Consider the following 23,740-nt stretch of genomic DNA (forward strand, 5'->3'; position numbering starts at 1 on the left):
TGGGGGAATGCCCAACATTGCACTGGAACTCGGAAAGCAGACGGCGTCGTTCGGCGTGAAGAGCGCGTACGGCGAGACGCTGGATGTCGACGGCGTGAGCATCACTCCGGTCGCGTTCACGTATTCAGGCTTCGGCGGAGGCAGCGGCGACGGCGCAGAGGGTGGCGGCGGTGGCGGTGTGTCCGTGCCGGTCGGCGTCTACGTGCGCCGCGAGGAAGGACTCAGGTTCGAGCCGAACATCGTCACTCTGATCGTCGTCGCCATCCCGTTCGTCTGGACCGCCGGACGCGCTCTCTCTCGCATCATCCGTGCCCTCAAGAAGTGACGATCCCGTCGCGGCCGCTCTCGAGCTGGCCGCGACGTCGATCATCGCCGACGTGCGCGCCCTCGCCGCGTCGAACCCGGTCGTCCTGATCGATGGACGAAGCGGGGCGGGCAAGACCACGCTCGCCCGCACGCTCGTCGAGCGGTGGCCGATCGCGGGACGCGTGCAGCTGATCGCTCTCGACTCCCTCTACCCCGGGTGGGATGGGCTGGAGGAGGGCGTGTCGCGCGCTCTCGACGGGATTCTCCGGCCGCACGGTCGCGGGTGCCTCGGGTCCTGGCAGCGCTGGGATTGGGGTACGGGCACGGAGGCCGAGACTCACGCGGTCGATCCCGCCCTCGGTGTCATCGTGGAGGGCAGCGGGATACTCACGCCGGCGACGGCCGCGATCGCCGACGTGGGCATCTGGCTGGAGTCGGGGGAGAGCGGACGCAAGACACGGGCGCTGCGACGTGACGGTGACACCTATCGGCCGCACTGGGATCGCTGGGCGGCGCAGGAGCGGGAGCATATCGTTCTCGACGACCCACGGGGCCTCGCGACGCGCGTCGTCCACGTGCCGTGATAGCCGGCTGAGGCCGCGTCAGAGCAGTTCGTCGGCGGCCTCGATGATGAGCTCCAGGCGGTACCCGAGCCAGTCGTAGACTCCGAACCTCGCATCGTCCGGATCGTGGTCTTCGTCGGACTCGATGCCCAATCGCGCGGCGATCACGAGTCGCAGCGCCGTGAGAGTGCGCATCCACGCGTCGACGTCCGATTCCGGGATCTCGATGACGTGCTCTTCGAACGCTTCGGACTGTGTGATCGCATCGAGGTCGGCTCGGAGAGCATCGAGGGCGGCGCGTACCGTATCGGCGTCGAGGGCGCGGCGGTCCAGTAGATCGTCTCGCGTCGTCTCTCGGAACGAGCGTGAGGCGTCGACATCTTCGGGGTACGGATCGGGCACGAGACGATCGATGGCGGGATCGGTGAGGTCGCGGTCGGCCCCGACCAGGTCGCGGAGGTCGTCGACGAGGCGGGCCAGCTGAGCACCCTCGACTCTGGCCATCTCGATGTGGACGATGTCGCCCGTCATGCGGCCGATCTCCTCACGGTCGCCCAGAGTCCGTAGTCGTGCATCGCCTGGGCATGAACTTCCATGGTCTCGCGGGGCCCGGTCGCGACGATCGCGTGACCGTCATGGTGCACCGAGCGCATCAGTTGCGTGGCTCGCTCGACCGAGTATCCGAAGTACGTGCGGAACACCCTGACGACATAGCTCATCAGATTGACCGGGTCGTTCCACACGACGACCTCCCAGGGCTCGAGGGGTGCCGCGGACAGATCCGTGGTCTCGTCGAGGTCCGGCGTGGCGAGCGGTGTCATGCCCACCCCAATCCATGCAGCTGGTCGTCGTCGATTCCGTAGAAGTGCGCGATCTCGTGCACGAGCGTGGTGTGGACCTCGTCGCGGAGTTCGTCTTCGTTCTCGCAGGCCGCGAGGTGCGGCTCGCGGTAGACGACGATCCGGTCGGGAAGCTCGCCTGACCCGTACTGAGTCCGTTCTGTCAGCGCCAGACCGTCATAGAGCCCGAAAAGGTCGAGGCTTCCGTCCTCCGGTCGGTCCTCGACGACGAAGACGACGTTCTCGAGGCCGTCGACCATCTCATCGGGCAGACGATCGAGCTCGTCGACGACGAGTTGTTCGAAGGGGGCAGCATCCATCTCCATCGTCTTCAGCCTATTGCCCGCCGATGTCGCCCGCGTCTCCGGCGTCAGTGCAGGAAGACGAGGAGCCCGGCGACGGCGATGAACAGCACACCGAAGACCGAGTTCAGCATGCGCTGTCCGCGGGACGTGCGAGTGAGCCTGCGGAACGGCCGCGCTGCGACGGCGAAGAAGCCCCACATCACCGCGACGTCCACGACGATCACGGTGGCGATGAGAGCGAGGTACTGGGGGAGCTGCGGCTGATCGAGACGGATGAACTGGGGGATGAACGCGAGGAAGAACACGATTGCCTTCGGGTTCAGCAGATTCACCCAGAAGCCTCGTCTGATCATCGGCCAGTGTCCTTCACGGAGATCGACCGTCTCTTGGTCGACTGCATCCGGTGTGCTCGCTTTGGCGAGGATCAGCCGGACCCCGAGGAACACGAGGTACGCGGCGCCGGCATAGCGGATGACCGTGAACAGCACCTCAGACCGCGACACGATGAGCCCGAGACCTGCGGCGACGATGGCCGCGTGCACGACGAGGGCGAGCTGCTGCCCGATGATGCCCCAGATCGCACGTCTCCAGCCCTGGTTGAGAGCATTGGACATGGTGTTTATGGCACCCGCGCCCGGCGTGAAGCTGATCACCACGCACGCTGTCAGGAGCGAGAACCAGACGGCGAGGGACATCAGACAATCCTATGGGCGAGCTTCGGGAGTGCCGCCGACGGGCGACGTGAAATCAGAGGTGATACGAGAGAAGGCCCGGGTCTCGGACCCGGGCCTTCTCGCTGTGGGGTGAGTAACGGGACTCGAACCCGCGACATCCGGCACCACAAGCCAGCGCTCTACCAGCTGAGCTATACCCACCATGCGCCAACCGGAGTTGGCAACCAGACGAGTCTATTACATGTTGAGAGTGAACTCTGACACGGTGCGTGTCGCGATGTCGCGGGCGTCGTCGCTCGACGGCCCGGGCTCGTCGACGAACACCGCCTCGCGGTAGTAGCGCAGCTCGCGGATGGACTCGAGGATGTCGGCGAGGGCGCGATGCCCGCCGTCCTTGCTGGGGGCCTGGAAGAAGACCCGCGGGTACCAGCGACGCGAGAGCTCTTTGATGCTCGAGACGTCGACGTTCCGGTAATGCAGCCAGTTGTCGACCTGCGGCATGTACTTCGCGAGGAACATGCGGTCGGTGCCGATCGTGTTGCCTGCCAGGGGTGCCTTGCGCTCCACGGGCGCGAATCGCTTGATGTAGGCGAGGGTCTGCTCCTCGGCCTCGGCCAGCGAGACGCCGTCAGGGATCTCGGTGATGAGTCCCGAGGTCTCGTGCATCTTCGTGACGAAGTCGTTCATGTTCTCGAGCGACGCCGCACTCGGGCGGATCACCACCTGGAAACCCGGGTCGACCGGTCGCAGTTCGAAATCGGTGATGACCACCGCGATCTCGACGAGCTCATCGATGGAGAGATCGAGGCCGGTCATCTCGCAGTCGATCCACACGAGGCGGTCGTTCTCTGAGGCAGATACCATTTCGCCATCCTATCGACGGCTCCGACATCGCAGCCCGGGACTGTACGCTGGATGCGTGCGCCTCCGTAGCTCAGGGGAAAGAGCAGGAGCCTTCTAATCTCTTGGTCGCAGGTTCGAATCCTGCCGGGGGCACCATTCCTCCGTGGTTTCGCGGTCGTGAGCTGCGCGGTCGGCGGTCATCACCCGGCTCGGAGCGCGGCGACCGCGTCATCAGGGTTCCAGAAGTCGCCCACCAGACGGAACGTCGCGGTGGCGAGATGCAGACGCTCCGCGCGATAGCGGATGCCGAGCGGATGCGGCACGAGGCGCAGATGCCCCAGGACTCGGCCGTCGTCGCCCTGCACACGCCAGAGGTGGTCGGACGCGCGCACGAGGCGCGTTCGGGGACTGGACAGCCGGGGGGTCGCGTAGGGAGCCTCGGGCAGGGACGTGGTCAGGGTGTCGGACATGGAATCTCCTCTCATTCCTCGAACATACGATCGACCACCGACATTGCGACTCGCCCGGCGGACCGGCGGACGAGACCGCCTCTTCTGCACGATTCATGCGTTCACGAGTTTGTCCCGTCGTCGTGTGTTCGACCGCGGAACGCTGCCTCGACCTGACGCACTCTGGAGCGATCCGGGGCAGTCCCGGGCCACAGAGGAGGCATCATGCACGACACGGTCACCATCGTCGGAAACGTCGCGACGGACCCCACGCAGGGGCGGACGGCAGGCGGCATCCCCGTCACGAACTTCCGGCTCGCGAGCACGCATCGACGCTTCGACGAGGCGACGCAGAGGTGGATCGACGTGGGGACGAACTGGTACTCCGTCGCCGCGTTCCGGCAGCTCGCGGAGAACGCGAAGACCTCGCTCCGTTCCGGGGACAGCGTGATCGTCACCGGGCGGATGAAGATCCGCACATGGGAGAACAACGGCAAGCAGGGCACGAGCGTCGACATCGATGCGGAGGTCATCGGGCACGATCTTCGCTGGGGGACGACCGCCTATCGGCGCAGCGCGCGGTCGACGTCGCCCGAGCAGGCCTCCCGCGGCACCGCGGGAGCCGGGCAGGCGGACGAGGTCGCGGGGGAGGGATCCGCCGAGCACGAGGGACGCGAGATCCAGACGCCGTGGGCGGCGGACGATGCCGACTACACCCCGAACGGCCAGCACGAGGAAGAGGTGGCGGCTGAACGGTGACGCGCTCGGCGCACGCTTGCGGACGCGCACCCTAGACTCGGTTCGTGCTTCGACGATCGGACTCCCACGTAAGCCGCGTCCTCGGCGTGGCCGGCGCCACGACGATGCTGATGCTCATTCTGACCTCCTGCGGTCCGACTCCATCCCCGGATCCCGTGCGGTCGCCCGCGGTGGAGAGCCCCGGCGCCACCGAAGAGCCGGCGGGACCGAGCTATGTGCCCGACGGGACGGCCGATGACAATCTCCCGCTCTTCTCGGCCATCGTGGCCCAGGTCTGGGCATCCGATCAGCGGGCCTCGGGCCGGGCGTACATCGACGCGCTGATCGGTGCGGGCTTCGACCGCTCGGCGATGCAGGTGACGCAGGACTCCACGACGGTGGGGAACCCGGCGGAGAGTCTGCAGTTCTCCGTGCGGTGGGGCGAGGAGGAGTGCCTGGTCGGTCAGGTGGGTCCGTCCACCGGCGATCCCGTGACGGTCGTGCTGCCGCAGCTGGCCGAGGGGCGTTGCCTCGTCGGCACCACCCGTGCCATCGACTGGTGACGACCTTCGCCTGACAGCGCTCTCGGTGGTCCCGGCCGTAATCGCCGGTAGGCTGGAGTGTCGATCTTCGACGCCAACAGAAGGAGCGGTTTTCGGTGGCTGAGTACATCTACTCGATGGTTCGTGCGCGCAAGGCGGTGGGCGAGAAGCTCATCCTCGACGACGTCACGATGGCGTTCCTCCCCGGCGCCAAGATCGGCATGGTGGGGCCCAACGGCGCCGGCAAGTCGACGATCCTCAAGATCATGGCGGGTCTCGACACGCCCTCGAACGGCGAGGCCAAGCTCTCGCCCGGATTTTCCGTCGGCATCCTCATGCAGGAGCCGGAGCTCGACGAGTCGAAGACCGTACTGGAGAACATCCAGGACGGGATCGCGATCAAGGCGAAGGTCGATCGATTCAACGAGATCTCCATGCTGATGGCGGATCCCGATGCTGATTTCGACGCTCTGCTCGCGGAGATGGGCACGCTGCAGGAGGAGATCGACTCTGCAGACGGGTGGGACCTCGATTCTCAGCTCGAGCAGGCGATGGATGCTCTGCGTACGCCCCCGGCCGATGCTGCGATCGCGCCGCTGTCCGGTGGAGAGAAGCGTCGTGTCGCCCTGGCGAAGCTGCTGCTGCAGAAGCCCGACCTCCTGCTCCTCGACGAGCCCACGAACCACCTCGACGCGGAGAGCGTCCTGTGGCTCGAACAGCACCTGCAGGCCTACAAGGGCGCCGTCATCGCCATCACCCACGACCGGTACTTCCTCGACCACGTCGCGGAGTGGATCGCCGAGGTCGACCGCGGACGCCTCATCGGCTACGAGGGCAACTACTCGACCTACCTGGAGAAGAAGGGCGAGCGCCTCGAGATCCAGGGCAAGAAGGACGCCAAGCTCGCCAAGCGCCTCAAGGAGGAGCTGGAGTGGGTCCGGTCGAGCGCGAAGGGCCGTCAGACCAAGTCGAAGGCTCGTCTCGCCCGCTACGAAGAGATGGCGAACGAGGCCGAACGGACCAGAAAGCTGGACTTCGAGGAGATCTCGATCCCGGCGGGTCCTCGTCTCGGCAGCATCGTCATCGACGCGAAGAAGCTCGAGAAGGGCTTCGACGGCCGGATGCTCATCGACGGGCTCAGCTTCAACCTGCCGCCGAACGGCATCGTGGGCGTCATCGGCCCGAACGGTGTCGGCAAGACCACGCTCTTCAAGACGATCGTCGGTCTCGAGCCCCTCGACGCCGGTGACCTCAAGATCGGCGAGACGGTCAAGATCAGCTACGTCGACCAGTCGCGGTCCAACATCGACCCCGACAAGACGCTGTGGGAGGTCGTCTCCGACGGACTGGACTACATCACGGTCGGCAAGACCGAGATCCCCTCGCGAGCGTACGTGTCGAAGTTCGGCTTCAAGGGCCCGGACCAGCAGAAGAAGGCGGGCGTGCTCTCGGGTGGTGAGCGCAACCGCCTGAACCTCGCGCTGACTCTCAAGGAGGGTGGCAACCTGCTGCTCCTCGACGAGCCGACCAACGATCTGGACGTCGAGACCCTGGGTTCGCTCGAGAACGCCCTTCTCGAATTCCCCGGTTGCGCCGTGGTGATCACGCACGACCGGTGGTTCCTCGACCGCATCGCCACGCACATCCTCGCCTATGAAGGCACCGACGAGAAGCCCGCGAAGTGGTACTGGTTCGAGGGCAACTTCGAAGCCTACGAGGAGAACAAGATCGAGCGCCTCGGTCCGGATGCCGCCAAGCCGCACCGTTCCACGCACCGCAAGCTCACTCGCGACTGAGTCAGCGATGACCGACCTGACACCGGGACCCCGCCTGCACATCCCGATCCATCTCCGCTGGGGGGATCTGGATGCGTTCAACCACGTCAACAACACCTCGATGCTGAAACTGCTCGAGGAGGCGCGCGTGCGCGCGTTCTGGCGTGCGGGGCCCGGTGAGCAGGCGCCGTCGACGGCCGTCCTCGACTCCGGAATCGACGAGGGTGTGCTCACCCTGATCGCCCGGCAGGAGATCGAGTACCTCGCGCCCGTTCCATACCAGCGTCGACCACTCGAGGTGCAGATGTGGTTCGGCAAGCTCGGCGGATCCAGCGTGGAGGTCTGCTATGAGGTGCACAACGACCCCGCATCCGAGCCGCGCACCATCTACGCGCGCTCGACGGCCGTGATCGTTCTCGTGGACGCGGGCACCGGGAGACCGACCCGGCTCACCCCGGAGATGCGCGAGGCCTGGGAGCCCTTCGTGGGACCGTCGATCGAGTACGCCCACCGCTGATGCGGCGGGTGGCCGTCACTCCGCCGTCGGCACCCTCACCATGATCTCCTGCGCCACGGAGGCGACGAGTTCGCCGGCCTCGGTGTAGATGCGTCCCTGGGCGAGCCCTCGACCGCCTCGGGAGTTCGGGGACTCCTGCAGATACAGCAGCCACTCGTCGACGCGGGCAGGGCGGTGCCACCACATCGCGTGATCGAGGCTCGCCACCTTCAACCCCGGAAGTCCCCAGAACAGCCCGTGGGCGCGCAGGATGGACTCCTGGATCGTCATGTCGCTCAGGTACGCCAGTGCAGCGCGATGGATCCTCTGGTCGTCGGGGAGCGGAGCCTTCATGCGCATCCAGACACCCTGCTGCGGCACACGGGAGTCGTCGCTCGGCAGGAACAGCGGCGAATCGATGTGTCGTACATCCGCCGCACGGTCGCTGAGCATCCGCGCCACGCCCGCCGGCAGTCCCTCGACACGCTCCTCGTCGGGGCGCAGGGTATCCGGCCCCGGCACGTCATCGGGCATCGGGGCGGCGTGCTCGACCCCGGGGTCGGCGTCCTGGAACGAGGCGATCATCGAGAAGATCGGCACACCGTTCTGGTACGCCTGAGAACGGCGGGTGGAGAACGAACGACCGTCGTGGATCCGGTCGACGGCGATCGTGATGCCCTGACTCGCATCGCCCGGTCGAAGGAAGTACCCGTGCATCGAATGCACCGCGCGGTCCTCGGGCAGAGTGCGCTCCGCAGCGAGAAGACTCTGGGCGAGAACCTGGCCGCCGTAGATCCGTCCCGAGGGCATCGGGTGCGACGAGCCGGTGAAGATGTCCTCGGTCGTGCGGGCCTGCGTCGAATCGAGGTCCAGCACCGACAGGAGCTGTGCGACGGTGCTGATCGCGTGTGCGTCCGGGGTCATGGCGTCCTTCCCGCGACTGCTGCCGCCGCTGACCTTGATAGTTTAGAGGGTGTGCCGCACCAGCTCCTCCTCGCCGATCCCGAGACGTCGAAGGACGTCCTGACCTTCATCGGGCGAGCCACGCGCATCTCCGACGAGGGGGTGCGACTGCAGGCCGCCGGAGGCGTTCTCGCCCTGACCGGCGCAGCGCTGTCGCCGCACGGACTTTTCGATCAGACGCCGACCGTTCTCGCCATGCGCATCGTGCAGGCGGATCCCGAACTCGAGTGCGACGTGGTCGTGGCATCGCTCACGGCAGACGAGCAGGACGATCGCGCGCTCATCCTGCCGGAGACGGGCCTCTCACCGGCTTGGGCGGGGATCGCCCCGCCGCGCGGCCAGTGGAAGGCGGAATCGAACCTCGCCGCGTCCGTCATCGCCCAGCGTGCTCAGTGGGGCATCAGCGCCGTCGCCCGCGGGGCGACTCCGGGGTCGGGGGAGGAGGCTGTCCGCGCCCTCCGCGCCGCGATCTGGGGTGAGCCGGACGAGGATCTCGGCGGGCTGCCGCGCGGCGTCGCGTTCGCAGCCGATGCGTTCGGGTTCATCTCCGGCGAGGAGGACGTGCCCGTCATGCGCTCCGGCCGCTGGACCAGGCTCGCGTTCCGCCGCGGCCACGTGCTCGCCCGCGGTCCGGTGGCGACCGGACTCACGGCCGTTCGCGGAACGGGCGCAGCGGAGTGACCGACCGAGGCGGTCACCCACTTCAGGCCGAAGCCGCGCGACCCGCCTGACGGCCCGAGAACAGGCATCCTCCGAGGAAAGTCCCCTCGAGCGCCCGGTACCCGTGAACGCCGCCGCCACCGAAGCCGCTGGCCTCTCCGGCGGCGAAGAGGCCGGCGATCGGTTCGCCGTCGAGCCCGAGGGCGCGTCCGTCCAGGTCGGTCGTGATCCCGCCGAGCGACTTCCGGGTGAGCACGTGCAGCTTGACGGCGACGAGTGGGCCGGCTGAGGGATCCTGCAGCCGATGCGGAGCCGCCGTACGGATGAGGCGATCTCCGCGATACCCGCGCATCGAGCGCAGCATCCCGATCTGCGCATCCTTCGTGAAGTCGTTCTCGATCTCGAGGTCCCGGGCGACGACCTCGCGGCGGACGTGATCGATGTCGAGGAACTCGCCCCCTGGATGCGTCGCCATCTGCTCGAGGAGCGATTCCAGATCGTTCTCGACGATGAAGTCCTCGCCCTCGTCCAAGAACGCCTGCACGGGGCCGGTGGGACCTTTCGCGAGTCGCGACTTCAGGAGCAGTCCCACGTCTTTGCCGGTGAGATCGGGATTCTGCTCGCTGCCGGAGAGCGCGAACTCCTTCTCGACGATCTGGCGCGAGGTCACGAACCAGGAGTGGTCATGGCCGGTCGCGCGCAGGTGAGCGAGGGTTCCCAGCGTGTCGAATCCGGGGAACAGCGGCACCGGCAGGCGGGTGCCGGTGGCATCGAGCCACAGAGACGACGGACCGGGAAGGATGCGGATGCCGTGCGACGGCCACACCGGATCCCAGTTGGTGATCCCCTCGACGTAGTGCCACATGCGGTCGCCGTTGATGAGCCGGGCTCCCGCGGCCTCCGACACCGCATGCATCGAACCGTCGACGTAGGCGGGCACGCCGGTCAGCATGTGCGTCGGAGGCGTTCCCAGACGCTCGGGCCAGGCGGCCCGCACGAGGTCGTGGTTCCCGCCGATGCCCCCTGAGGCCACGATCGTCGCCCCGGCGCTGATCTCGAAGTCGGAGATCGAGCGCCGAGAGCTCTCGACGCCCCGCGCGGTCGGGGTCGATTCGAGGATCTGCCCTCTGGCCCCCGTGACCGCTCCGTCGGTGACGACCAGCTCGGTCACGCGGTGGCGGGGGAGGATCGTGAGGTGTCCCTCGCGCTCGCCCTGCTCGACCGCCGCGGCGAAGGGCGCGACGATCCCGGGCCCGGTGCCCCAGGTGATGTGGAACCGCGGCACCGAGTTGCCGGGGCCGAGCGCCCCGTAGCCGCCGCGCTCCGCCCAGCCGACCACCGGGAAGAAGCCCACGCCCCGCTCGCGCAGCCAGGCCCGCTTCTCGCCGGCGGCGAACTGGAGGTAGGCCTCGGCCCAGCGTCGCGGCCACTCGTCCTCGGGCCTGTCGAACGCCGCCGTGCCCAGCCAGTCCTGCGTCGCGAGGGCCAGCGAGTCGCGGATGCCCATGCGCCGTTGCTCGGGGGAGTCGATGAGGAACAGTCCACCGAAGGACCACCAGGCCTGGCCGCCGAGGTTCGTCCGAGGCTCCTGATCGACCAGGATCACGCGACGGCCGGCATCCAGCGCCTCGCTCGCGGCCACGAGACCGGCGAGCCCCCATCCGATGACCAGGACGTCGGCGGACTGGGGCGTGGTCGTCATGTGCTCTCCGTTGATTCCTGACGTGATCTCGTCTCGAGCGGGGATCGTCCCTCGGCGGGAGCGCCGATGCCTGACGGCTCGAATGTGTTCACCATGGCATATGCCGCGCGCTCGAGATAGTCCCACAGCGTCGATTCGTGCAGGGGCGACAACTGTGCCTCGTCCAAAGCCGTCCGCATGTGTCGAAGCCACCGGTCCCGGGCGTCGGGGTCGACGTGGAACGGCATGTGCCGCATCCGCAGTCGGGGGTGCCCCCGAGTCTCGCCATAGGTGGTCGGCCCTCCCCAGTACTGCTCGAGGAACATCAGCAGACGCTCTTCCGCCGGCCCGAGGTCGTCTTCGGGGTACATCGGCTTGAGGACCGGATCCTGGGCGACCTCCCGGTAGAAGACCGCGACGATCTTCGCGAAGGTCTCTCGACCGCCCACCTCGTCGTAGAAGGTCACTTCTGGGGACTCCCGTCGTCGTTCGTCTTCTTGCGCCGCCAGATGCCGCGATCCGGGATGACGGGCACGCCCGTGACGGCATTGGGCCGCGTCCTGGGGGGATTGGCCCCGCGCACCCGGCGCGCACCGTCGAGCCCGGTCGGCACGACCGTCGTCATGCTGGGGAAGTCGATCGCGTGCTCGCGCATGGTCGTACGCAGACGCTTGCGCAGCTCCTGCGCGACGTCGTCCTTCGCATTCGCGCGCGCCTTGATCACGAGCCGCACGACCAGGGCATCGCCGTCGATCGACTCGAGGCCCCACAGCTCGGGCTTCTCGACGATGCGGGTACGCCACTTCGGGTCTTTGGCCAGACCCTGCGCGGTCTCGAGCATGAGCTTCTCGACCTGGTCGAGGTCGGAGTCTGCGGGGACGCCGAGGTCGATGATCGCCCGCGCCCATCCCTGAGACATGTTGCCGATGCGCAGCACCTCGCCGTTGCGGACGTACCAGAGCGTTCCGTTGACATCACGCACCTGGGTGATCCGGACGCTGACGTACTCGACGACGCCCGAGGCGAGCCCGAGGTCGACGACATCGCCGATGCCGATCTGGTCCTCGGCCACGATGAAGATGCCGTTCAGCACGTCCTTGACGATGTTCTGCGCTCCGAAGCCCAGGCCGGCGCCGACCGCGGCCGTCAGCAGCGTGAGCGAGCCGAGCAGGCTGTTGTCGAGCGCATTCACGATGAGGACCAGTGCGATCACCACGAGCATCACGTTGACGATGTTCTGCAGGATGGTGCCGAGCGTGCGGGTCCTCTGCACGAGACGCATATCGGCGAGCGGGGAGCGCTCCAGTGCTTGCGTGTCGTCGACGTCCGCCTTGGTCTTGGCCGTGTCGACGATGCGGTGCACCACCCGGCGGATGACCACGCGCAGCACGAGTGCGATGAGCACGCACGCCACGATGATGATGCCGACGCTGAGGGCCTTGCCGCCGATGACGCCGAGGACATCGAGCGTGTTTACCCACCACTTCGGCAGGTCGGCGGGGGCGGGTTCGGGGGTGACTTGGAATGGCTGCATCATCACCTCCAGAGTAGCGATCAGGCCTCTGCGCGGGCTGGACGCACCGCGCAGAGGCCTGATCGGACTTCGGTTCTCAGTCCTCGGCGTCGCGGGACTGCGCGGCCAGCGCGCGCTCGACGTCGGCGAGGTTCTCGAGCACGAGACGGCGAAGGGCCGGGGCGGCGTCCTGGTTCTCCGACAGCCAGGTCCTCGTCGCGTCGCGCAGCTCCGCATCGGCGATCGCGGTGGGGAAAAGGCCGACGATCAGGTACTGGGCGATCTGGTAGGTGCGCGACTCCCAGATCGGGATCAGCATGTCGAAGTACTTCGGCACGAAGGGCCGCAGCACCTCGGCACCTGCCGGGTGCACGAAGCCGAGCGCCGCAGAGCGGACGATGGTGTTCGGCGCATCTCCGCGCTCGATCAGCGACTCCCAGGCGGCGTCCTTGGCTGCGGCGTCGGGCAGAGCCGCTCGGGCCTGGGCGGCGAACTCGCCACCCTTCGAGGTGTTGTCGGCCGCGAGTGCGGCATCGATGGATGCCGCGTCGGTGGCGCCGATCGTGGCGAGACCGACGAGCAGCTGCCAGTTGAGGTCGGCGTCGATCTCGAGCCCCGGGAGCGTCTCCTCGCCGGATCGCAGACGGCCGATGATGCCGGCGTGCTCCGGGGTGACGAGCGATCCGGCGAAGGCGGTCACGAACTGGAGCTGGCTGTCACTGCCCGACTCCGCGGACTCGGCGAGCGCCCAGATGCCGTCGGCGATCTTCTGCCGCGCAGCGAGACGCTTCTCGGGGGTGACGTACAGGGTGGCAGCGGTGCGCAGCTGGGCGAGCGTGGTACGCACGGTCGTCGACTCGGTCTCGCGTCCGATGTTGCCGAGCACGAGGTCGATGTAGTCGGAGGCTGCGGTCTCGGCGTCGCGGGTCTGATCCCAGGCGGCCCCCCAGACGAGCGATCGCGCGAGGGGATCGCTGATGTCGGCGAGATGCGCGATCGCGGTGGCGAGGGACTTCTCGTCGAGGCGGATCTTCGCGTAGGCGAGGTCGTTGTCGTTGAGCAGCACGAGATCGGGACGCGTGAGCCCGTGGAGCTCCGGAACCTCGGTGCGGTCTCCGTCGACATCGACCTCCGCGTAGTGCGTGCGCACGAGAGCGCCGTCCTCGAGGGTGTAGAAGCCGATGCCGAGACGGTGCGGGCGGATCGTGGGGTAGTCGGCGGGGGCCGTCTGCGTCACCGCGAAACGCGTGATGGTGCCGTCGGCGTCATCGGCGATGAGCGGCTCGAGCGTGTTGACACCGGCGGTCTCCAGCCACTTCTTCGACCAGGTCGTCAGGTCGCGACCGCTGGTGGCCTCGAGCTCGGTGAGCAGGTCGCTGAGCTCGGTGTTGCCCCAGGAGTGCTTCTGGAAGTACTGCGAGACGCCGGCGAAGAACTCCTCGATGCCGACCCAGGCTGCGAGCTGCTTGAGGACGGAACCGCCCTTCGCATACGTGATGCCGTCGAAGTTGACCTGCACGTCTTCGAGGTCGTTGATCACGGCGGTGATCGGGTGCGTCGAGGGCAGCTGATCCTGGCGGTACGCCCAGGTCTTCTCCATCGCGTTGAAGGTGGTCCACGCCTCGGTCCACTCGGTGGCCTCGGCGGTGGCGATGGTGGAGGCCCACTCCGCGAAGGACTCGTTGAGCCAGAGGTCGTTCCACCACTTCATCGTGACGAGGTCGCCGAACCACATGTGGGCGAGCTCATGCAGGATCGTGACGACACGACGTTCCTTGACGGCATCCGTGACCTTGCTGCGGAAGACGTAGGTCTCGGTGAAGGTGACCGCTCCGGCGTTCTCCATGGCTCCGGCGTTGAACTCGGGGACGAAGAGCTGGTCGTACTTGGCGAACGGGTACGGAACGCCGAACTTGGACTCGAAGTACGCGAATCCCTCGCGTGTCTTGTCGAAGATGTAGTCGGCGTCGAGGTGCTGCCACAGGCTCTTGCGGCCATAGACGCCGAGGGGGATCACGCGACCCGAGGCGCTGGTGAGCTCGGAGAACGTCGACTCGTAGGGTCCGGCGACGAGCGCCGTGATGTACGAGGAGATGCGGGGAGTGGGCTCGAAGCCCCACGTGGCGACCGAATCGTCGTCGTGCACGATCGGCTCGGGCGTGGGGGAGTTGGAGACGACCTTCCACGACGACGGGGCCGTCACCGTGAACTGGAACGTGGCCTTCAGATCGGGCTGCTCGAACACGGCGAAGACGCGACGCGAGTCGGGGACCTCGAACTGGGAGTAGAGGTAGACCTCGTCGTCGACGGGGTCGACGAAGCGATGCAGCCCCTCTCCGGTGTTGGTGTAGGCGCAGTCCGCGTCGACGACGAGGACGTTCTCGGCCTGCAGACCGGAGAGGGCGATCCGCGAGTCCTCGAACACCTCGTCGGGGTCGAGCTGCTCGCCGTTGAGCGAGATCTCGCGCACCTCACGAGCGATCAGGTCGATGAAGGTGAAGCTCTCCGGCGTCGCGGTGAAGCGCACGACGCTGCGGGATCCGAAGACCTCGGCGCCCTTCGTCAGGTCGAGCGAGACTTCGTACGACTGGGTGTCGACGACGTCACGGCGCTCCTGCGCTTCGATGCGGGTGAGGTTCTCTCCAGGCACAGCGGTACTCCCAGGGGTGAGGGGATGCTGCCGCAACCCAGCGCAGTTGGCGCCCACGGCAACCCTGACAGCCTACGCCAGCACGGCGGCCTGTCACGCTCTCCGGAGGTGAAAGAATGAAGGGGTGACCGCGATCGAGCCGAACACCGTCCGCTTTTCCTCTGCTGCCGCCTCCACGGGCGCGCCCTATATGACGACCCCCGTCGCCTATGACGGGATCCTCCTCGCCGGCTTCGGCGGGCCGGAGGGTCAGGATGACGTCATCCCGTTCCTCCGCAACGTCACGCGCGGACGCGGCATCCCCGACGAGCGGCTGGAGGAGGTCGCGCACCACTACCGTCACTTCGGCGGTGTGAGCCCGATCAACGGACAGAACCGCATCCTGAAGGAGGCGCTCGAGGGCGAGCTGGCCCGCCGGGGCATCGACCTTCCGGTGTACTGGGGCAACCGCAACTGGAGCCCGTACCTCGAGGAGGTCGTGACCGAGGCCGCGGCCGACGGGAAGCGGACGCTGCTCGCCTTCGCGACGAGCGCCTACAGCTCCTTCTCGAGCTGCCGACAGTACCGCGAGGACTTCGCCCGTGTGCTCGAGGAGACGAATCTCGGCGAGACGGTGACGATCGACAAGATCCGTCCGTTCTACGACCACCCCGGATTCGTGGAGTCCTTCGAGACGGGTGTGCGTGAGGCCGTCGACACGTTCATGAGTCAGGGCATCGCGCCCGCCGAGATCCAGATCCTCTTCTCCACCCACAGCATCCCGACCGCCGATGCGGAGCGCTCCGGCGCCCGCGACATCGACTGGGGAGAGGGCGGCGCCTACGCGGCTCAGCACCTCGCGGTCGCCGCCTGGGTCATGGACAGGGTCCGTGAGAGCATCCCCGAGGCTGCGGAGGTGTCGTGGGAGCTGGTGTACCAGTCCCGTTCCGGCCCCGCATCGCAGCCGTGGCTCGAGCCTGACGTGTGCGACGTGATCGGCGAGCTCCCCGCACGCGGGCGCAAGGCCGTCGCGGTCGTCCCGGTCGGCTTCATGAGCGATCACATGGAGGTGCTCTGGGATCTCGACACCGAGGCGGCCGAGGCCGCCGAAGAGGCGGGGCTCGCCTTCACACGTACCCCGACGCCGGGTGTCGCGCCCTCGTTCGTCACCGGCATCGTCGATCTGATCGTGGAGCGCCTCGAGGGGCGCCCCAACGAGGAGCGGCCGCACGTGACCTCTCTCCCCGGGGCGTTCGACGTCTGTCGTCCTGGCTGCTGCGAGAACGTGCGTGCGGGTTTCAAGCCGGCCGCCTCCGGCATCGCCCCGTGAGCATCCGCTGAGGGGCTGCGCTTCTAGGATGGATGCCATGCGCATCCACATCGCCACCGATCACGCCGGTCTCGACTTCTCGACGCAGCTGCAGGAGCACCTCCGCGGCGCCGGGCACGAGGTCGTCGATCATGGTCCGATCGAGTACGACGCGGTCGACGACTACCCCGCGTTCTGCATCCGCGCGGCCCAGGCCGTCGTGGCGGATCAGGCTGCGGGCGTCGAGACCCTCGGGGTCGTCTTCGGAGGATCGGGCAACGGCGAGCAGATCGCGGCGAACAAGGTCGCGGGCGTGCGTGCCGCTCTGGTCTGGAACACGTCGACCGCCGAGCTCGCCCGCGAGCACAACGATGCGAACGTCATCTCGATCGGTGCGCGCCAGCACACGTTCGAGGAGGTCACCTCGTTCATCGACACGTTCATCGCGACCCCCTTCTCGCACGACGAGCGGCACGTCCGCCGGATCGGTCAGATCGCGGACTTCGAGCGCGACGGCTCGCTGCTGCCGGACCCTCGGGCCTGACATGCCGGAGGGGCATTCCGTACATCGCATCGCGCGGCAGTTCGACCGCAACTTCGTCGGCAAGTCGCTGAGCGCATCGAGCCCCCAGGGGCGGTTCGCCGAGGGCGCCGCCGTCCTCGACGGGCGTGAGGCGCTGAGCGTGCAGGCCGTCGGCAAGCAGATGTTCCTCGAAGCGGAGGGCGACGTATGGCTCCGGGTGCACCTGGGCCTCTACGGGGCCTGGGACTTCGCCGGCGACATCATCGTCGATCCGACCATCGCCGCCGCGAACGGACGCATGGGCCAGACGAACCAGCGGGGCACGGTCATCGACGAGGAGCCGGTCGACGGTGCGGCGTCGGATGACGCGATCCTCGATGAGGCGGGCGAGAACTCGCTCGCGTCCATCGGTGCACCACGACGCACCCGCGTGCACGTCCGCATGTCGGAGCAGACCAAGGGACTCGCCGATGAAGGGCTGGAGTGGCCGCCGCCGGTGGTGGGTCAGGTGCGTCTGCGGCTGATGACCGACATCACCGCGGCCGACCTGCGCGGACCCACGGCGTGCGTGCTGCAGACCCCGGAGGAGATGCTGGCGAGTGTCGCCAAGCTCGGCCCCGATCCGCTCGTGGGCGATCCGGTGGAGAACGAGGAGCGGTTCGTCCGCGCCGTACGCCGGAAGCCGACCGCGATAGCGCTGCTCCTGATGGACCAGGCCGTCGTCAGCGGCATCGGCAACGTGTACCGCGCCGAGATGCTCTTCCGTCAGCGACTGAACCCGCACACGCCTGGGCGTGAGGTTCCGGAGGACGTGGTGCGCGCGCTCTGGCACGACTGGGTGCGTCTGCTCGCCATCGGCGTCGAGACAGGTCAGATGATGACCATGGACGACCTCTCCGCGGCGCAGTATCGCGCAGCGATGGCGAACCGCGACGATCGGCACTGGGTCTACCACCGGGCGGGCCTGCCCTGTCGGATCTGCGGCACCGAGATCGCACTCGAGGAGATCGGGGCGCGAAAGCTCTACTGGTGTCCGCGCTGCCAGGCGTGAGCCGTCGACCGTAGGCTGGGAGGATGCGTCAGAATCCCAGTTTCACGCTTGCGGACGTTCAGGAGATCCGTCGTGTCATCGATGGCAATCCGTGGGCGACGATCGTGAGCGACGGCCCTGAGGGCCTCGTGTCTTCGCACTATGCGGTGCTGCTCGACGACGGGAGGGACGATCTCACGATCGTGGGCCACGTCGGACGCCCTGATGACCGGATCCACGGCATGGGCGAGCGCGAACTGCTCGTCGTGCTCCAGGGGCCTCACGGCTACATCTCGCCGGGGTGGTACGGCGACGTCCAGGCCGTGCCGACGTGGAACTACACCGCCATGCACCTCGCCGGGGTCCCCGAGATCCTGAGCGATGAGGAGAACCTCCGTGTGCTGGACCGGCTCGTCGACCGGTTCGAGGGGCGGATGCCGGATCCGCGCCGGATGTGGGAGCGACCGAACGATCCTGCGTTCATCGAGCGGCTGGCCGCCGGCACCGTCGGATTCCGCCTCACACCGACGCGCGTCGTCGCCAAGCGCAAGCTCAGCCAGAACAAGGACGCCGAGACGATCGAGGCGGTGATCGCGCATCTCGAGGGCGACGGGCCGTACGCACAGCCCGAACTCGCCGCCGACATGAGGCGCGCGCAGCAGGCCCGTCTCGGAGCCGCCGGATGAGCGGCGTCGGATCCCGGATCGGCACCGTCGCGAACGTGCGCATCGCGGGCCCGGGCAGTGAGTTCCTGATCGACGACGAGCCGGTCGACATCTTCCTCGACGACGGGCTGATCGCGGACATCGCGCCGGCAGGAGCGCTGGGCCCGTCCGGCGAGGTCCTCGACGGACACGGGGCCTGGGCGGTCCCCGGCCTGTGGGACAACCACGTGCACACAGTGCAGTGGGCGCTCGCGACCGAGCGCGTCGCGCTCGGAGGGGCATCGTCTGCGGCGGAGGCCGCATCGATCATGGCGGCCGCCGCGCCTCTGCCCGACGGTCGCAAGGTCGGCAGCGGTTTCCGAGATGCGCTGTGGCCGGACGCTCCCGAACTCGCGCTGCTCGACCGCGCCACCGGCACCGTGCCGACGTACCTGATCAACGCCGATGTGCACAGCACCTGGCTGAACTCCGCCGCGCTGCGGCTCGAGGGGTTCTCGAGCCCTGACGGGATGCTGCGCGAGCAGGACGCGTTCGAGATCTCGCGACGGCTGAACGCCGTCGAGCCGCTTCGCGCCGACATCGCCGTCCGAGCGGCGGGTGAGCGCGCGGCAGCGCGAGGGGTCGTCGGGCTCGTCGACTTCGACATGGCCTGGAACGCCGAGGCCTGGTCACGGCGCGTCGCCGCAGGGTTCGCCGCACACAGGGTGGAATTCGCGATCTACCCCTCCGACCTGACACGGGCGATCGCCGAGGGACTGCGATCCGGCGAGCCGCATGAGCACTCGGAGACGCCGGAGGCCGCTCGCGGGCTGATCAGCGTGGGACCGCTGAAGGTCATCAGCGACGGATCGCTGGGGACTCGGACGGCCGCATGTTCGCACCCCTATCCCGGAGATCCGGAGAACTTCGGAGTGCTCACGGTCCCGCCCGCCGAGCTCACCGAACTCCTCACCGCCGCGACCGGGGGCGGTCTCGGCGTCGCCGTGCACGCGATCGGAGACCGCGCGGTCACCGCAGCCCTCGACGCCTTCACCCTCTCCGGTGCCGCCGGCACCATCGAGCATGCACAGCTCGTGCGCCACGCGGATCTCGCCCGCTTCGGTCGCCTCGGGCTGATCGCGAGTGTGCAGCCTCAGCACGCTCTCGACGACCGAGATCTCGTCGGCACGCACTGGGCCGGGCAGACGTCAGTGGGCTACCCGCTCAGAGCCCTCCGCGACGCCGGGGTCGAGCTCCGGTTCGGATCCGATGCCCCCGTCGCCCCGCTGGATCCGTGGCAGGCGATCGCCGCTGCGGTCACTCGCACCGATGACGATCGCGCCGCGTGGCATCCGGAGGAGCGACTCACTCGTGCGCAGGCGCTCGAGGCCAGCGTCCGCACCGCCCTGCGCCCTGGACAGCTCGCCGACATCGCCCTCTGCGGCGTCGATCCGCTGCAGGCCTCGGGTGCGGATCTGCGCGCCATGCCGGTCATCGCGACGCTCGTGGCCGGCCGCGTCACGCACGGCGGCTGAGACTCTCGGACACGAGAGAGGGCACTCGGACACGAAAGAGGGCACCGGGATGACCCCGGTGCCCTCGTCGATACGTCTGGTGATCAGGCGGCGATGTGCGACACGAGGAACCAGCGGTCCTTCTCGAGTCCGCGCATGACCTCGATCGCGACGTCCTGGCTGGTGAGGTCGACCTCGTCGAGACCGTCGATCGCGGCCTTGACATCGACCAGGATCGCGTCGATGTCGGCGATGACGGCGCGCACGAGCTCGTCGGACTGCGTGAAGCCTGCAGGAACCGAGGTGGCTCCGGCCTTGGCGGCGACGGCGCTGACGCGGGCGTCGATCGGGAGCCCCAGGGCGACGATCCGCTCGGCCGCGGTGTCCGCGAAGTCACCGGCGTGGGCGACGATCGTGTCGAGCAGCTCGTGCACGCCGACGAAGTTCGCTCCGCGAACGTGCCAGTGGGCCTGCTTGCCGTTGACCGTCAGTGCCTGCAGTCCCAGGACGACGGGGGAGAGGAACTGAGCCGCTGCGGCTGCCACGGTCGGGTCGCTGGCGGTGGTGGGAACGGTCTGTACCTTGCTCATGCTGTGCTCCTCTGAAGTGCTCTTCTCGTACCTGATGAAGACAACGCTACTCATCTGAAAACATTCCGCAAGCAAGCGAAGGCTCGGCTTAGTGCCCCGGAAACACGCGGTATTCCTGGGATGTGAGGGTAGTCTCCCCTCATGGTCATCGCACGTGGAGCATCCGTTCTCGCACTTCCGGGAAAGGAGCCCTCGATCGCTCAGGACGTCTTCGTCGCCGACGGTGCGCGCATCGTCGGACAGGTCTCGCTGGCTGCAGGCTCAAGCGTCTGGTACAACGCCGTGCTGCGCGCGGACTCCGCTTCCATCACCGTCGGTGCGCGGAGCAACCTGCAGGACAACGTCTCGGTCCACGTCGACGCCGCCCATCCCGTGCTCCTGGGAGCGGACGTGTCGATCGGACACAATGCCGTCGTGCACGGCTGCACGATCGGCGACGGCTCGCTCGTCGGCATGGGCGCCGTGGTGCTCAGTGGCGCGGTCATCGGCGCAGGGTGCCTCGTGGCGGGCGGTGCCGTCGTCCTCGGCGGCACTCAGGTGCCCGACGGATCCCTGGTCGCGGGGATACCCGCCACGGTGCGCAGACCCCTCACCGACAACGAGAGGGTGGGACTCCGCGACAACGCCGATGCCTACCTCCGCCACGTGCGCGCGCACATCGAGGCCACACCGGTCTGACTCCGCCAGCCCGCTAGGCTGGTCTGCGCGGGGCGGTGGCCAAGCTGGTTAAGGCAGTGGGCTCATAACCCAACGATCGCGGGTTCAAGTCCCGCCCGCCCTACTCCCGCACGACTGCTGACGCGACCATGCCTGCATCGCTCGCCTCTCGTGCCGCGCGCTCGACGGGCGCGAACACGAGTGCGAGGCCCGCGACCAGACCACCGAGACCGCCGAAGACCATGTCGCCGATCGTGTCCTGATACGTCACGAAGATCTCGTCGCTCAGATACGTCAGGCCCAGCCACTCGACCATCTCCCACATCGCGCTGAGCGCCAGCGCGATCAGGGGGAGAAGGACGAGCGGGGTACGAGCCGACACCGCGTCGCCGCGGGTGATCGGCGCGATCCGGGCGCGCGTGAGCACGACGGCGGCGATGACCGCGAGCACGCCGGTGCAGGCGAAATGCAGCAGCAGATCCCATCCGGGGACGCTGCGGTACAGATCGAAGACGTTGCTCCACGCCGCCGCGAGGACGAGCACGCACGTGGTCAGATCGAACCATCCGCGCAGGCCCAGCATCCGTGGCAGCATCAGGGCGGGGAGGGCGAGCGCGGTGATCCCGACGTCCGTCGGCGCGAGCACGATCGCCGCGACACCGACCGCGACCACTCCGATGACACGGAGGGCGTCCGCCGCCCATTCCGCGGCGGTGCGGGGAGGACGCAGGAAGTCGTCTCTGAGAGTCATCGGCCATCCTCCACGATCGTGAGCAGACTCTGCACCGGCAGGTGATCCGAGGGGCGGATGCCGTCGAACGATCGGTCGTTCATGGCGGACTCCCGCACGCGGATGCCGGGAGTGATGAGGATCCGATCGATGCGGCGTCCTTCGGCGCGGGCAGGTCGATACCCCGGGCACGTGCCCCACTCGGGGGTCAGTCGCGTCTCCGCCTCGCTCCAGCTGTCCGCCAGCCCTCCCGCGATCAGAGCCCGCACGGCCGTCGACCCGTCCCCGGCGTTCAGGTCACCCATCACGACGGCCGGTGCGGCGCTGCGGGCGACGAGCGCCACGACGTCGCGCGCGGAATGCGCACGCGAGGCGGGGGAGAGGTGATCGAGGTGGGTGTTCACGACCAGCAGAGACCGGCCGGTGGCGACATCCGTGAACTCCGCGGCCACGAGGATCCGGGGGATCAGGTTGCCCCAGCCGATCGATCCCGGGCTGCTGGGCGTGTCCGAGAGCGCCTGCTGGGTCCACGACCTCAGCGTCACCCGCGAGGTGTCGTAGAGGATCGGAGTGCCCTCGCCGTTGCCGTGTCTCCCGCGACCTCGACCGAGCGACCGGTACCGCGGGCCCAGCGCCTCTCGGACGACGCGCAGCGCCCGGGGCCGCACCTCCTGCAGCCCCAGGATCGTCGGCGCCTCCGCTCCGAGCAGCGCCGCGACGGCCGGGGCGCGCCGGCCCCACCGGTCTGCTCGGCGGACCAGGGGACCGTCCATCGCGCGACGGATGTTGAAGGACATCACGTGGAGATCCGGAGCCGACGCGGGCCCCATGACCGCAGGAGTGCTCATGCGAGCACCCGCCGCGCCGCACGTCGGCGCAGACTCTCCGTGACAAGACGTCGCCACCGTCGCGGAGGGAAGTCGTGGGGCCAATGCACGACGACGCTGCGATACCCCCGGTGCACCCGACGGCCGAACCGGCCATCGGTGAACGGTCGCATCGACATCCCCATACGGCCCTCCGGCAGCATGCCGATGCGGTGCCCCCTGCCGAGATGGAAAGCGAGGTCGAGGTCGTCGTGCAGCTCGGGGTCGTCGCGATGCACTTCGCCGCGCACGGACTCCCATGCCTCGCGGCGGAATGCCAGGTTGGAGCCGAACAGCGGCGGATGCCCGAGCGTGAGGCCCAGCAGCGCGCGATACGCACCGAGGTAGAGCAGCTCCAACGGCGTGCGGAGCGCGGCCGGCCCGTCGGTGAACCGCGCTCGACCGGTGAACGCGGCGATGTCCGCGTCCGCGGCGAACGCGCCGACGATCGCTCGCACCCATCCGGGCTCCGGCACGCAGTCCGCGTCGAGACGGAGGATGAGATCGCCGCGGGCGGCGTCGTAGCCGGCGGACGCCGCAGCCGGGATCCCGGGATCATCGCAGCGCACGACACGCGCCCCCGCGGCTCTGGCGCGATCGGCCGAGTCGTCGGAGGAGCCGTTGTCGACGACGATGATCTCGTCGACCGGTCGATCCTGAGCGGTGAGCGCCGACAGGCAGCGCGTCAGCAGCGCCGCATCGTCCTTCACGGGGATGACCACCGAGACGGCCGGCTCGCCTCGCGGTGCGACTGTGACGGTCCCGTGCCGTGCGGTGTCGGAACGGCACACGTCCTCGCCATCCCCTCGGGTACCCGTCATACCGATCGTCCTGTCATCGCCTACAGTCTGACACCGTGGCCGCGGTGCGGCGAGGGACTTGACAGTGGATGAGGGTGACG

General features: G+C 68.1%; 28 protein-coding genes and 3 tRNA genes. 15 read left to right on the plus strand and 16 right to left on the minus strand.

Going from position 1 to position 23,740, the window contains the following annotated elements:
- Window positions 1–7: 7 nt before the first annotated feature.
- Complete coding sequence (locus ABTZ43_RS01385; RefSeq protein ID WP_045255191.1) at window positions 8–325, plus strand: hypothetical protein; 318 nt, start codon at window positions 8–10, stop codon at window positions 323–325.
- A complete protein-coding gene (locus ABTZ43_RS01390; protein WP_350537593.1) occupies window positions 309–890 on the plus strand; it encodes a nucleoside/nucleotide kinase family protein in 582 nt (193 codons plus the stop codon). Before ABTZ43_RS01385 ends, ABTZ43_RS01390 begins: the two co-directional genes overlap by 17 nt.
- An 18-nt stretch (window positions 891–908) precedes the next feature.
- On the opposite strand, the gene ABTZ43_RS01395 is transcribed toward ABTZ43_RS01390, so the two are convergent.
- The 6 genes from ABTZ43_RS01395 to orn form a co-directional block, all read right to left on the minus strand.
- Window positions 909–1,400, minus strand: coding sequence for a DUF2017 family protein (locus ABTZ43_RS01395; protein WP_149423101.1), 492 nt, complete (start codon window positions 1,398–1,400; stop codon window positions 909–911).
- The gene (clpS, locus tag ABTZ43_RS01400; RefSeq protein ID WP_056419508.1) at window positions 1,397–1,690 is read right to left on the minus strand and encodes an ATP-dependent Clp protease adapter ClpS; all 294 of its coding nucleotides are present in this window, start codon (window positions 1,688–1,690) and stop codon (window positions 1,397–1,399) included. Before clpS ends, ABTZ43_RS01395 begins: the two co-directional genes overlap by 4 nt.
- Window positions 1,687–2,034 (minus strand): metallopeptidase family protein, encoded by a 348-nt coding sequence (locus tag ABTZ43_RS01405; protein WP_253386035.1) that lies wholly within the window; start codon window positions 2,032–2,034, stop codon window positions 1,687–1,689. Before ABTZ43_RS01405 ends, clpS begins: the two co-directional genes overlap by 4 nt.
- Before the next feature lie 44 nt (window positions 2,035–2,078).
- Entirely contained in the window at window positions 2,079–2,708 is a 630-nt protein-coding gene (locus ABTZ43_RS01410; protein WP_350537594.1) for a LysE family transporter, read from the minus strand.
- A 104-nt stretch (window positions 2,709–2,812) separates the two neighbouring features.
- A tRNA-His gene (locus tag ABTZ43_RS01415) sits at window positions 2,813–2,888 on the minus strand.
- A 36-nt stretch (window positions 2,889–2,924) separates the two neighbouring features.
- The gene (gene orn, locus ABTZ43_RS01420; protein ID WP_056417275.1) at window positions 2,925–3,551 is read right to left on the minus strand and encodes an oligoribonuclease; all 627 of its coding nucleotides are present in this window, start codon (window positions 3,549–3,551) and stop codon (window positions 2,925–2,927) included.
- Between the two features lie 59 nt (window positions 3,552–3,610).
- Between orn and ABTZ43_RS01425 the strand changes: the two genes are divergently transcribed.
- Window positions 3,611–3,686, plus strand: a tRNA-Arg gene (locus ABTZ43_RS01425).
- Window positions 3,687–3,730: 44 nt separating this feature from the next.
- On the opposite strand, the gene ABTZ43_RS01430 is transcribed toward ABTZ43_RS01425, so the two are convergent.
- On the minus strand, window positions 3,731–4,000 hold the full coding sequence (locus ABTZ43_RS01430) for a hypothetical protein (protein WP_350537595.1): 270 nt from the start codon (window positions 3,998–4,000) through the stop codon (window positions 3,731–3,733).
- A 204-nt stretch (window positions 4,001–4,204) separates the two neighbouring features.
- Here ABTZ43_RS01430 and ABTZ43_RS01435 point away from each other — a divergent pair, with 204 nt between their 5' ends.
- The 4 genes from ABTZ43_RS01435 (at window position 4,205) to ABTZ43_RS01450 (ending at window position 7,551) form a co-directional block, all read left to right on the plus strand.
- Window positions 4,205–4,738, plus strand: coding sequence for a single-stranded DNA-binding protein (locus tag ABTZ43_RS01435; RefSeq protein WP_350537596.1), 534 nt, complete (start codon window positions 4,205–4,207; stop codon window positions 4,736–4,738).
- Window positions 4,739–4,782: 44 nt separating this feature from the next.
- Window positions 4,783–5,280 carry a DUF6993 domain-containing protein gene (locus tag ABTZ43_RS01440; protein ID WP_350537597.1) on the plus strand — a complete coding sequence of 166 codons (498 nt, stop codon included), beginning with the start codon at window positions 4,783–4,785 and terminating at the stop codon, window positions 5,278–5,280.
- Window positions 5,281–5,375: 95 nt separating this feature from the next.
- On the plus strand, window positions 5,376–7,055 hold the full coding sequence (ettA, locus tag ABTZ43_RS01445; RefSeq protein ID WP_056417283.1) for an energy-dependent translational throttle protein EttA: 1,680 nt from the start codon (window positions 5,376–5,378) through the stop codon (window positions 7,053–7,055).
- A 7-nt stretch (window positions 7,056–7,062) separates the two neighbouring features.
- Window positions 7,063–7,551 carry an acyl-CoA thioesterase gene (locus tag ABTZ43_RS01450; RefSeq protein WP_056417286.1) on the plus strand — a complete coding sequence of 163 codons (489 nt, stop codon included), beginning with the start codon at window positions 7,063–7,065 and terminating at the stop codon, window positions 7,549–7,551.
- A gap of 15 nt (window positions 7,552–7,566) precedes the next feature.
- Here the strand turns inward: ABTZ43_RS01450 and ABTZ43_RS01455 are convergent, their stop codons facing one another.
- A complete protein-coding gene (locus tag ABTZ43_RS01455) occupies window positions 7,567–8,454 on the minus strand; it encodes an acyl-CoA thioesterase (RefSeq protein ID WP_350537598.1) in 888 nt (295 codons plus the stop codon).
- A gap of 51 nt (window positions 8,455–8,505) precedes the next feature.
- Between ABTZ43_RS01455 and ABTZ43_RS01460 the strand changes: the two genes are divergently transcribed.
- Window positions 8,506–9,174: a DUF8185 domain-containing protein gene (locus tag ABTZ43_RS01460; RefSeq protein WP_350537599.1), complete on the plus strand. Its 669-nt coding sequence runs from the start codon at window positions 8,506–8,508 to the stop codon at window positions 9,172–9,174.
- 22 nt (window positions 9,175–9,196) lie between these two features.
- Here the strand turns inward: ABTZ43_RS01460 and ABTZ43_RS01465 are convergent, their stop codons facing one another.
- The 4 genes from ABTZ43_RS01465 to pepN all read right to left on the minus strand — a co-directional run bounded on the left by ABTZ43_RS01465 (window position 9,197) and on the right by pepN (window position 14,997).
- Window positions 9,197–10,855, minus strand: a complete 1,659-nt coding sequence (locus tag ABTZ43_RS01465; RefSeq protein ID WP_350537600.1) for an FAD-binding dehydrogenase — start codon at window positions 10,853–10,855, stop codon at window positions 9,197–9,199.
- The gene (locus ABTZ43_RS01470) at window positions 10,852–11,343 is read right to left on the minus strand and encodes a globin (protein WP_502885294.1); all 492 of its coding nucleotides are present in this window, start codon (window positions 11,341–11,343) and stop codon (window positions 10,852–10,854) included. Before ABTZ43_RS01470 ends, ABTZ43_RS01465 begins: the two co-directional genes overlap by 4 nt.
- Window positions 11,298–12,371, minus strand: a complete 1,074-nt coding sequence (locus tag ABTZ43_RS01475; RefSeq protein ID WP_350537602.1) for a mechanosensitive ion channel family protein — start codon at window positions 12,369–12,371, stop codon at window positions 11,298–11,300. Before ABTZ43_RS01475 ends, ABTZ43_RS01470 begins: the two co-directional genes overlap by 46 nt.
- 73 nt (window positions 12,372–12,444) lie before the next feature.
- Window positions 12,445–14,997 (minus strand): aminopeptidase N, encoded by a 2,553-nt coding sequence (gene pepN, locus ABTZ43_RS01480; protein WP_350537603.1) that lies wholly within the window; start codon window positions 14,995–14,997, stop codon window positions 12,445–12,447.
- Window positions 14,998–15,121: 124 nt separating this feature from the next.
- On the opposite strand from pepN, the gene ABTZ43_RS01485 reads away from it, so the two are divergent.
- Genes ABTZ43_RS01485 through ABTZ43_RS01505 form a run of 5 tightly spaced genes read left to right on the plus strand, consistent with a single transcriptional unit; the run spans window position 15,122 to window position 20,017 of the window.
- Complete coding sequence (locus tag ABTZ43_RS01485; RefSeq protein WP_350537604.1) at window positions 15,122–16,306, plus strand: ferrochelatase; 1,185 nt, start codon at window positions 15,122–15,124, stop codon at window positions 16,304–16,306.
- Between the two features lie 37 nt (window positions 16,307–16,343).
- Window positions 16,344–16,829: a ribose-5-phosphate isomerase gene (locus ABTZ43_RS01490; protein WP_056417308.1), complete on the plus strand. Its 486-nt coding sequence runs from the start codon at window positions 16,344–16,346 to the stop codon at window positions 16,827–16,829.
- Between the two features lies 1 nt (window position 16,830).
- On the plus strand, window positions 16,831–17,859 hold the full coding sequence (locus ABTZ43_RS01495; RefSeq protein ID WP_350537605.1) for an Fpg/Nei family DNA glycosylase: 1,029 nt from the start codon (window positions 16,831–16,833) through the stop codon (window positions 17,857–17,859).
- A gap of 23 nt (window positions 17,860–17,882) precedes the next feature.
- Entirely contained in the window at window positions 17,883–18,524 is a 642-nt protein-coding gene (locus ABTZ43_RS01500) for an FMN-binding negative transcriptional regulator (RefSeq protein WP_350537606.1), read from the plus strand.
- Complete coding sequence (locus ABTZ43_RS01505) at window positions 18,521–20,017, plus strand: amidohydrolase (protein WP_350537607.1); 1,497 nt, start codon at window positions 18,521–18,523, stop codon at window positions 20,015–20,017. The genes ABTZ43_RS01500 and ABTZ43_RS01505 overlap by 4 nt, the downstream gene beginning before the upstream one ends.
- An 83-nt stretch (window positions 20,018–20,100) precedes the next feature.
- Here ABTZ43_RS01505 and ABTZ43_RS01510 read toward each other — a convergent pair whose 3' ends face one another.
- Window positions 20,101–20,586: a Dps family protein gene (locus tag ABTZ43_RS01510; protein ID WP_045255174.1), complete on the minus strand. Its 486-nt coding sequence runs from the start codon at window positions 20,584–20,586 to the stop codon at window positions 20,101–20,103.
- A 141-nt stretch (window positions 20,587–20,727) separates the two neighbouring features.
- Between ABTZ43_RS01510 and ABTZ43_RS01515 the strand changes: the two genes are divergently transcribed.
- Together ABTZ43_RS01515 and ABTZ43_RS01520 are read left to right on the plus strand one after the other, a co-directional pair.
- Window positions 20,728–21,264, plus strand: a complete 537-nt coding sequence (locus ABTZ43_RS01515) for a gamma carbonic anhydrase family protein (protein WP_350537608.1) — start codon at window positions 20,728–20,730, stop codon at window positions 21,262–21,264.
- 29 nt (window positions 21,265–21,293) lie between these two features.
- Window positions 21,294–21,367 (plus strand) — tRNA-Ile (locus tag ABTZ43_RS01520).
- On the opposite strand, the gene ABTZ43_RS01525 is transcribed toward ABTZ43_RS01520, so the two are convergent.
- The 3 genes from ABTZ43_RS01525 to ABTZ43_RS01535 are packed head-to-tail and all read right to left on the minus strand — an operon-like array spanning window position 21,365 to window position 23,660.
- Complete coding sequence (locus tag ABTZ43_RS01525) at window positions 21,365–21,994, minus strand: DUF2238 domain-containing protein (protein ID WP_350537609.1); 630 nt, start codon at window positions 21,992–21,994, stop codon at window positions 21,365–21,367. The genes ABTZ43_RS01520 and ABTZ43_RS01525 overlap by 3 nt on opposite strands.
- Window positions 21,991–22,821 (minus strand): endonuclease/exonuclease/phosphatase family protein, encoded by an 831-nt coding sequence (locus ABTZ43_RS01530; RefSeq protein WP_350537610.1) that lies wholly within the window; start codon window positions 22,819–22,821, stop codon window positions 21,991–21,993. Before ABTZ43_RS01530 ends, ABTZ43_RS01525 begins: the two co-directional genes overlap by 4 nt.
- Window positions 22,818–23,660, minus strand: coding sequence for a glycosyltransferase family 2 protein (locus ABTZ43_RS01535; protein ID WP_350537611.1), 843 nt, complete (start codon window positions 23,658–23,660; stop codon window positions 22,818–22,820). Before ABTZ43_RS01535 ends, ABTZ43_RS01530 begins: the two co-directional genes overlap by 4 nt.
- Window positions 23,661–23,740 lie beyond the last annotated feature (80 nt).

It is taken from the genome of Microbacterium sp. NPDC097977, assembly GCF_040302605.1.
Taxonomy (GTDB): domain Bacteria; phylum Actinomycetota; class Actinomycetes; order Actinomycetales; family Microbacteriaceae; genus Microbacterium.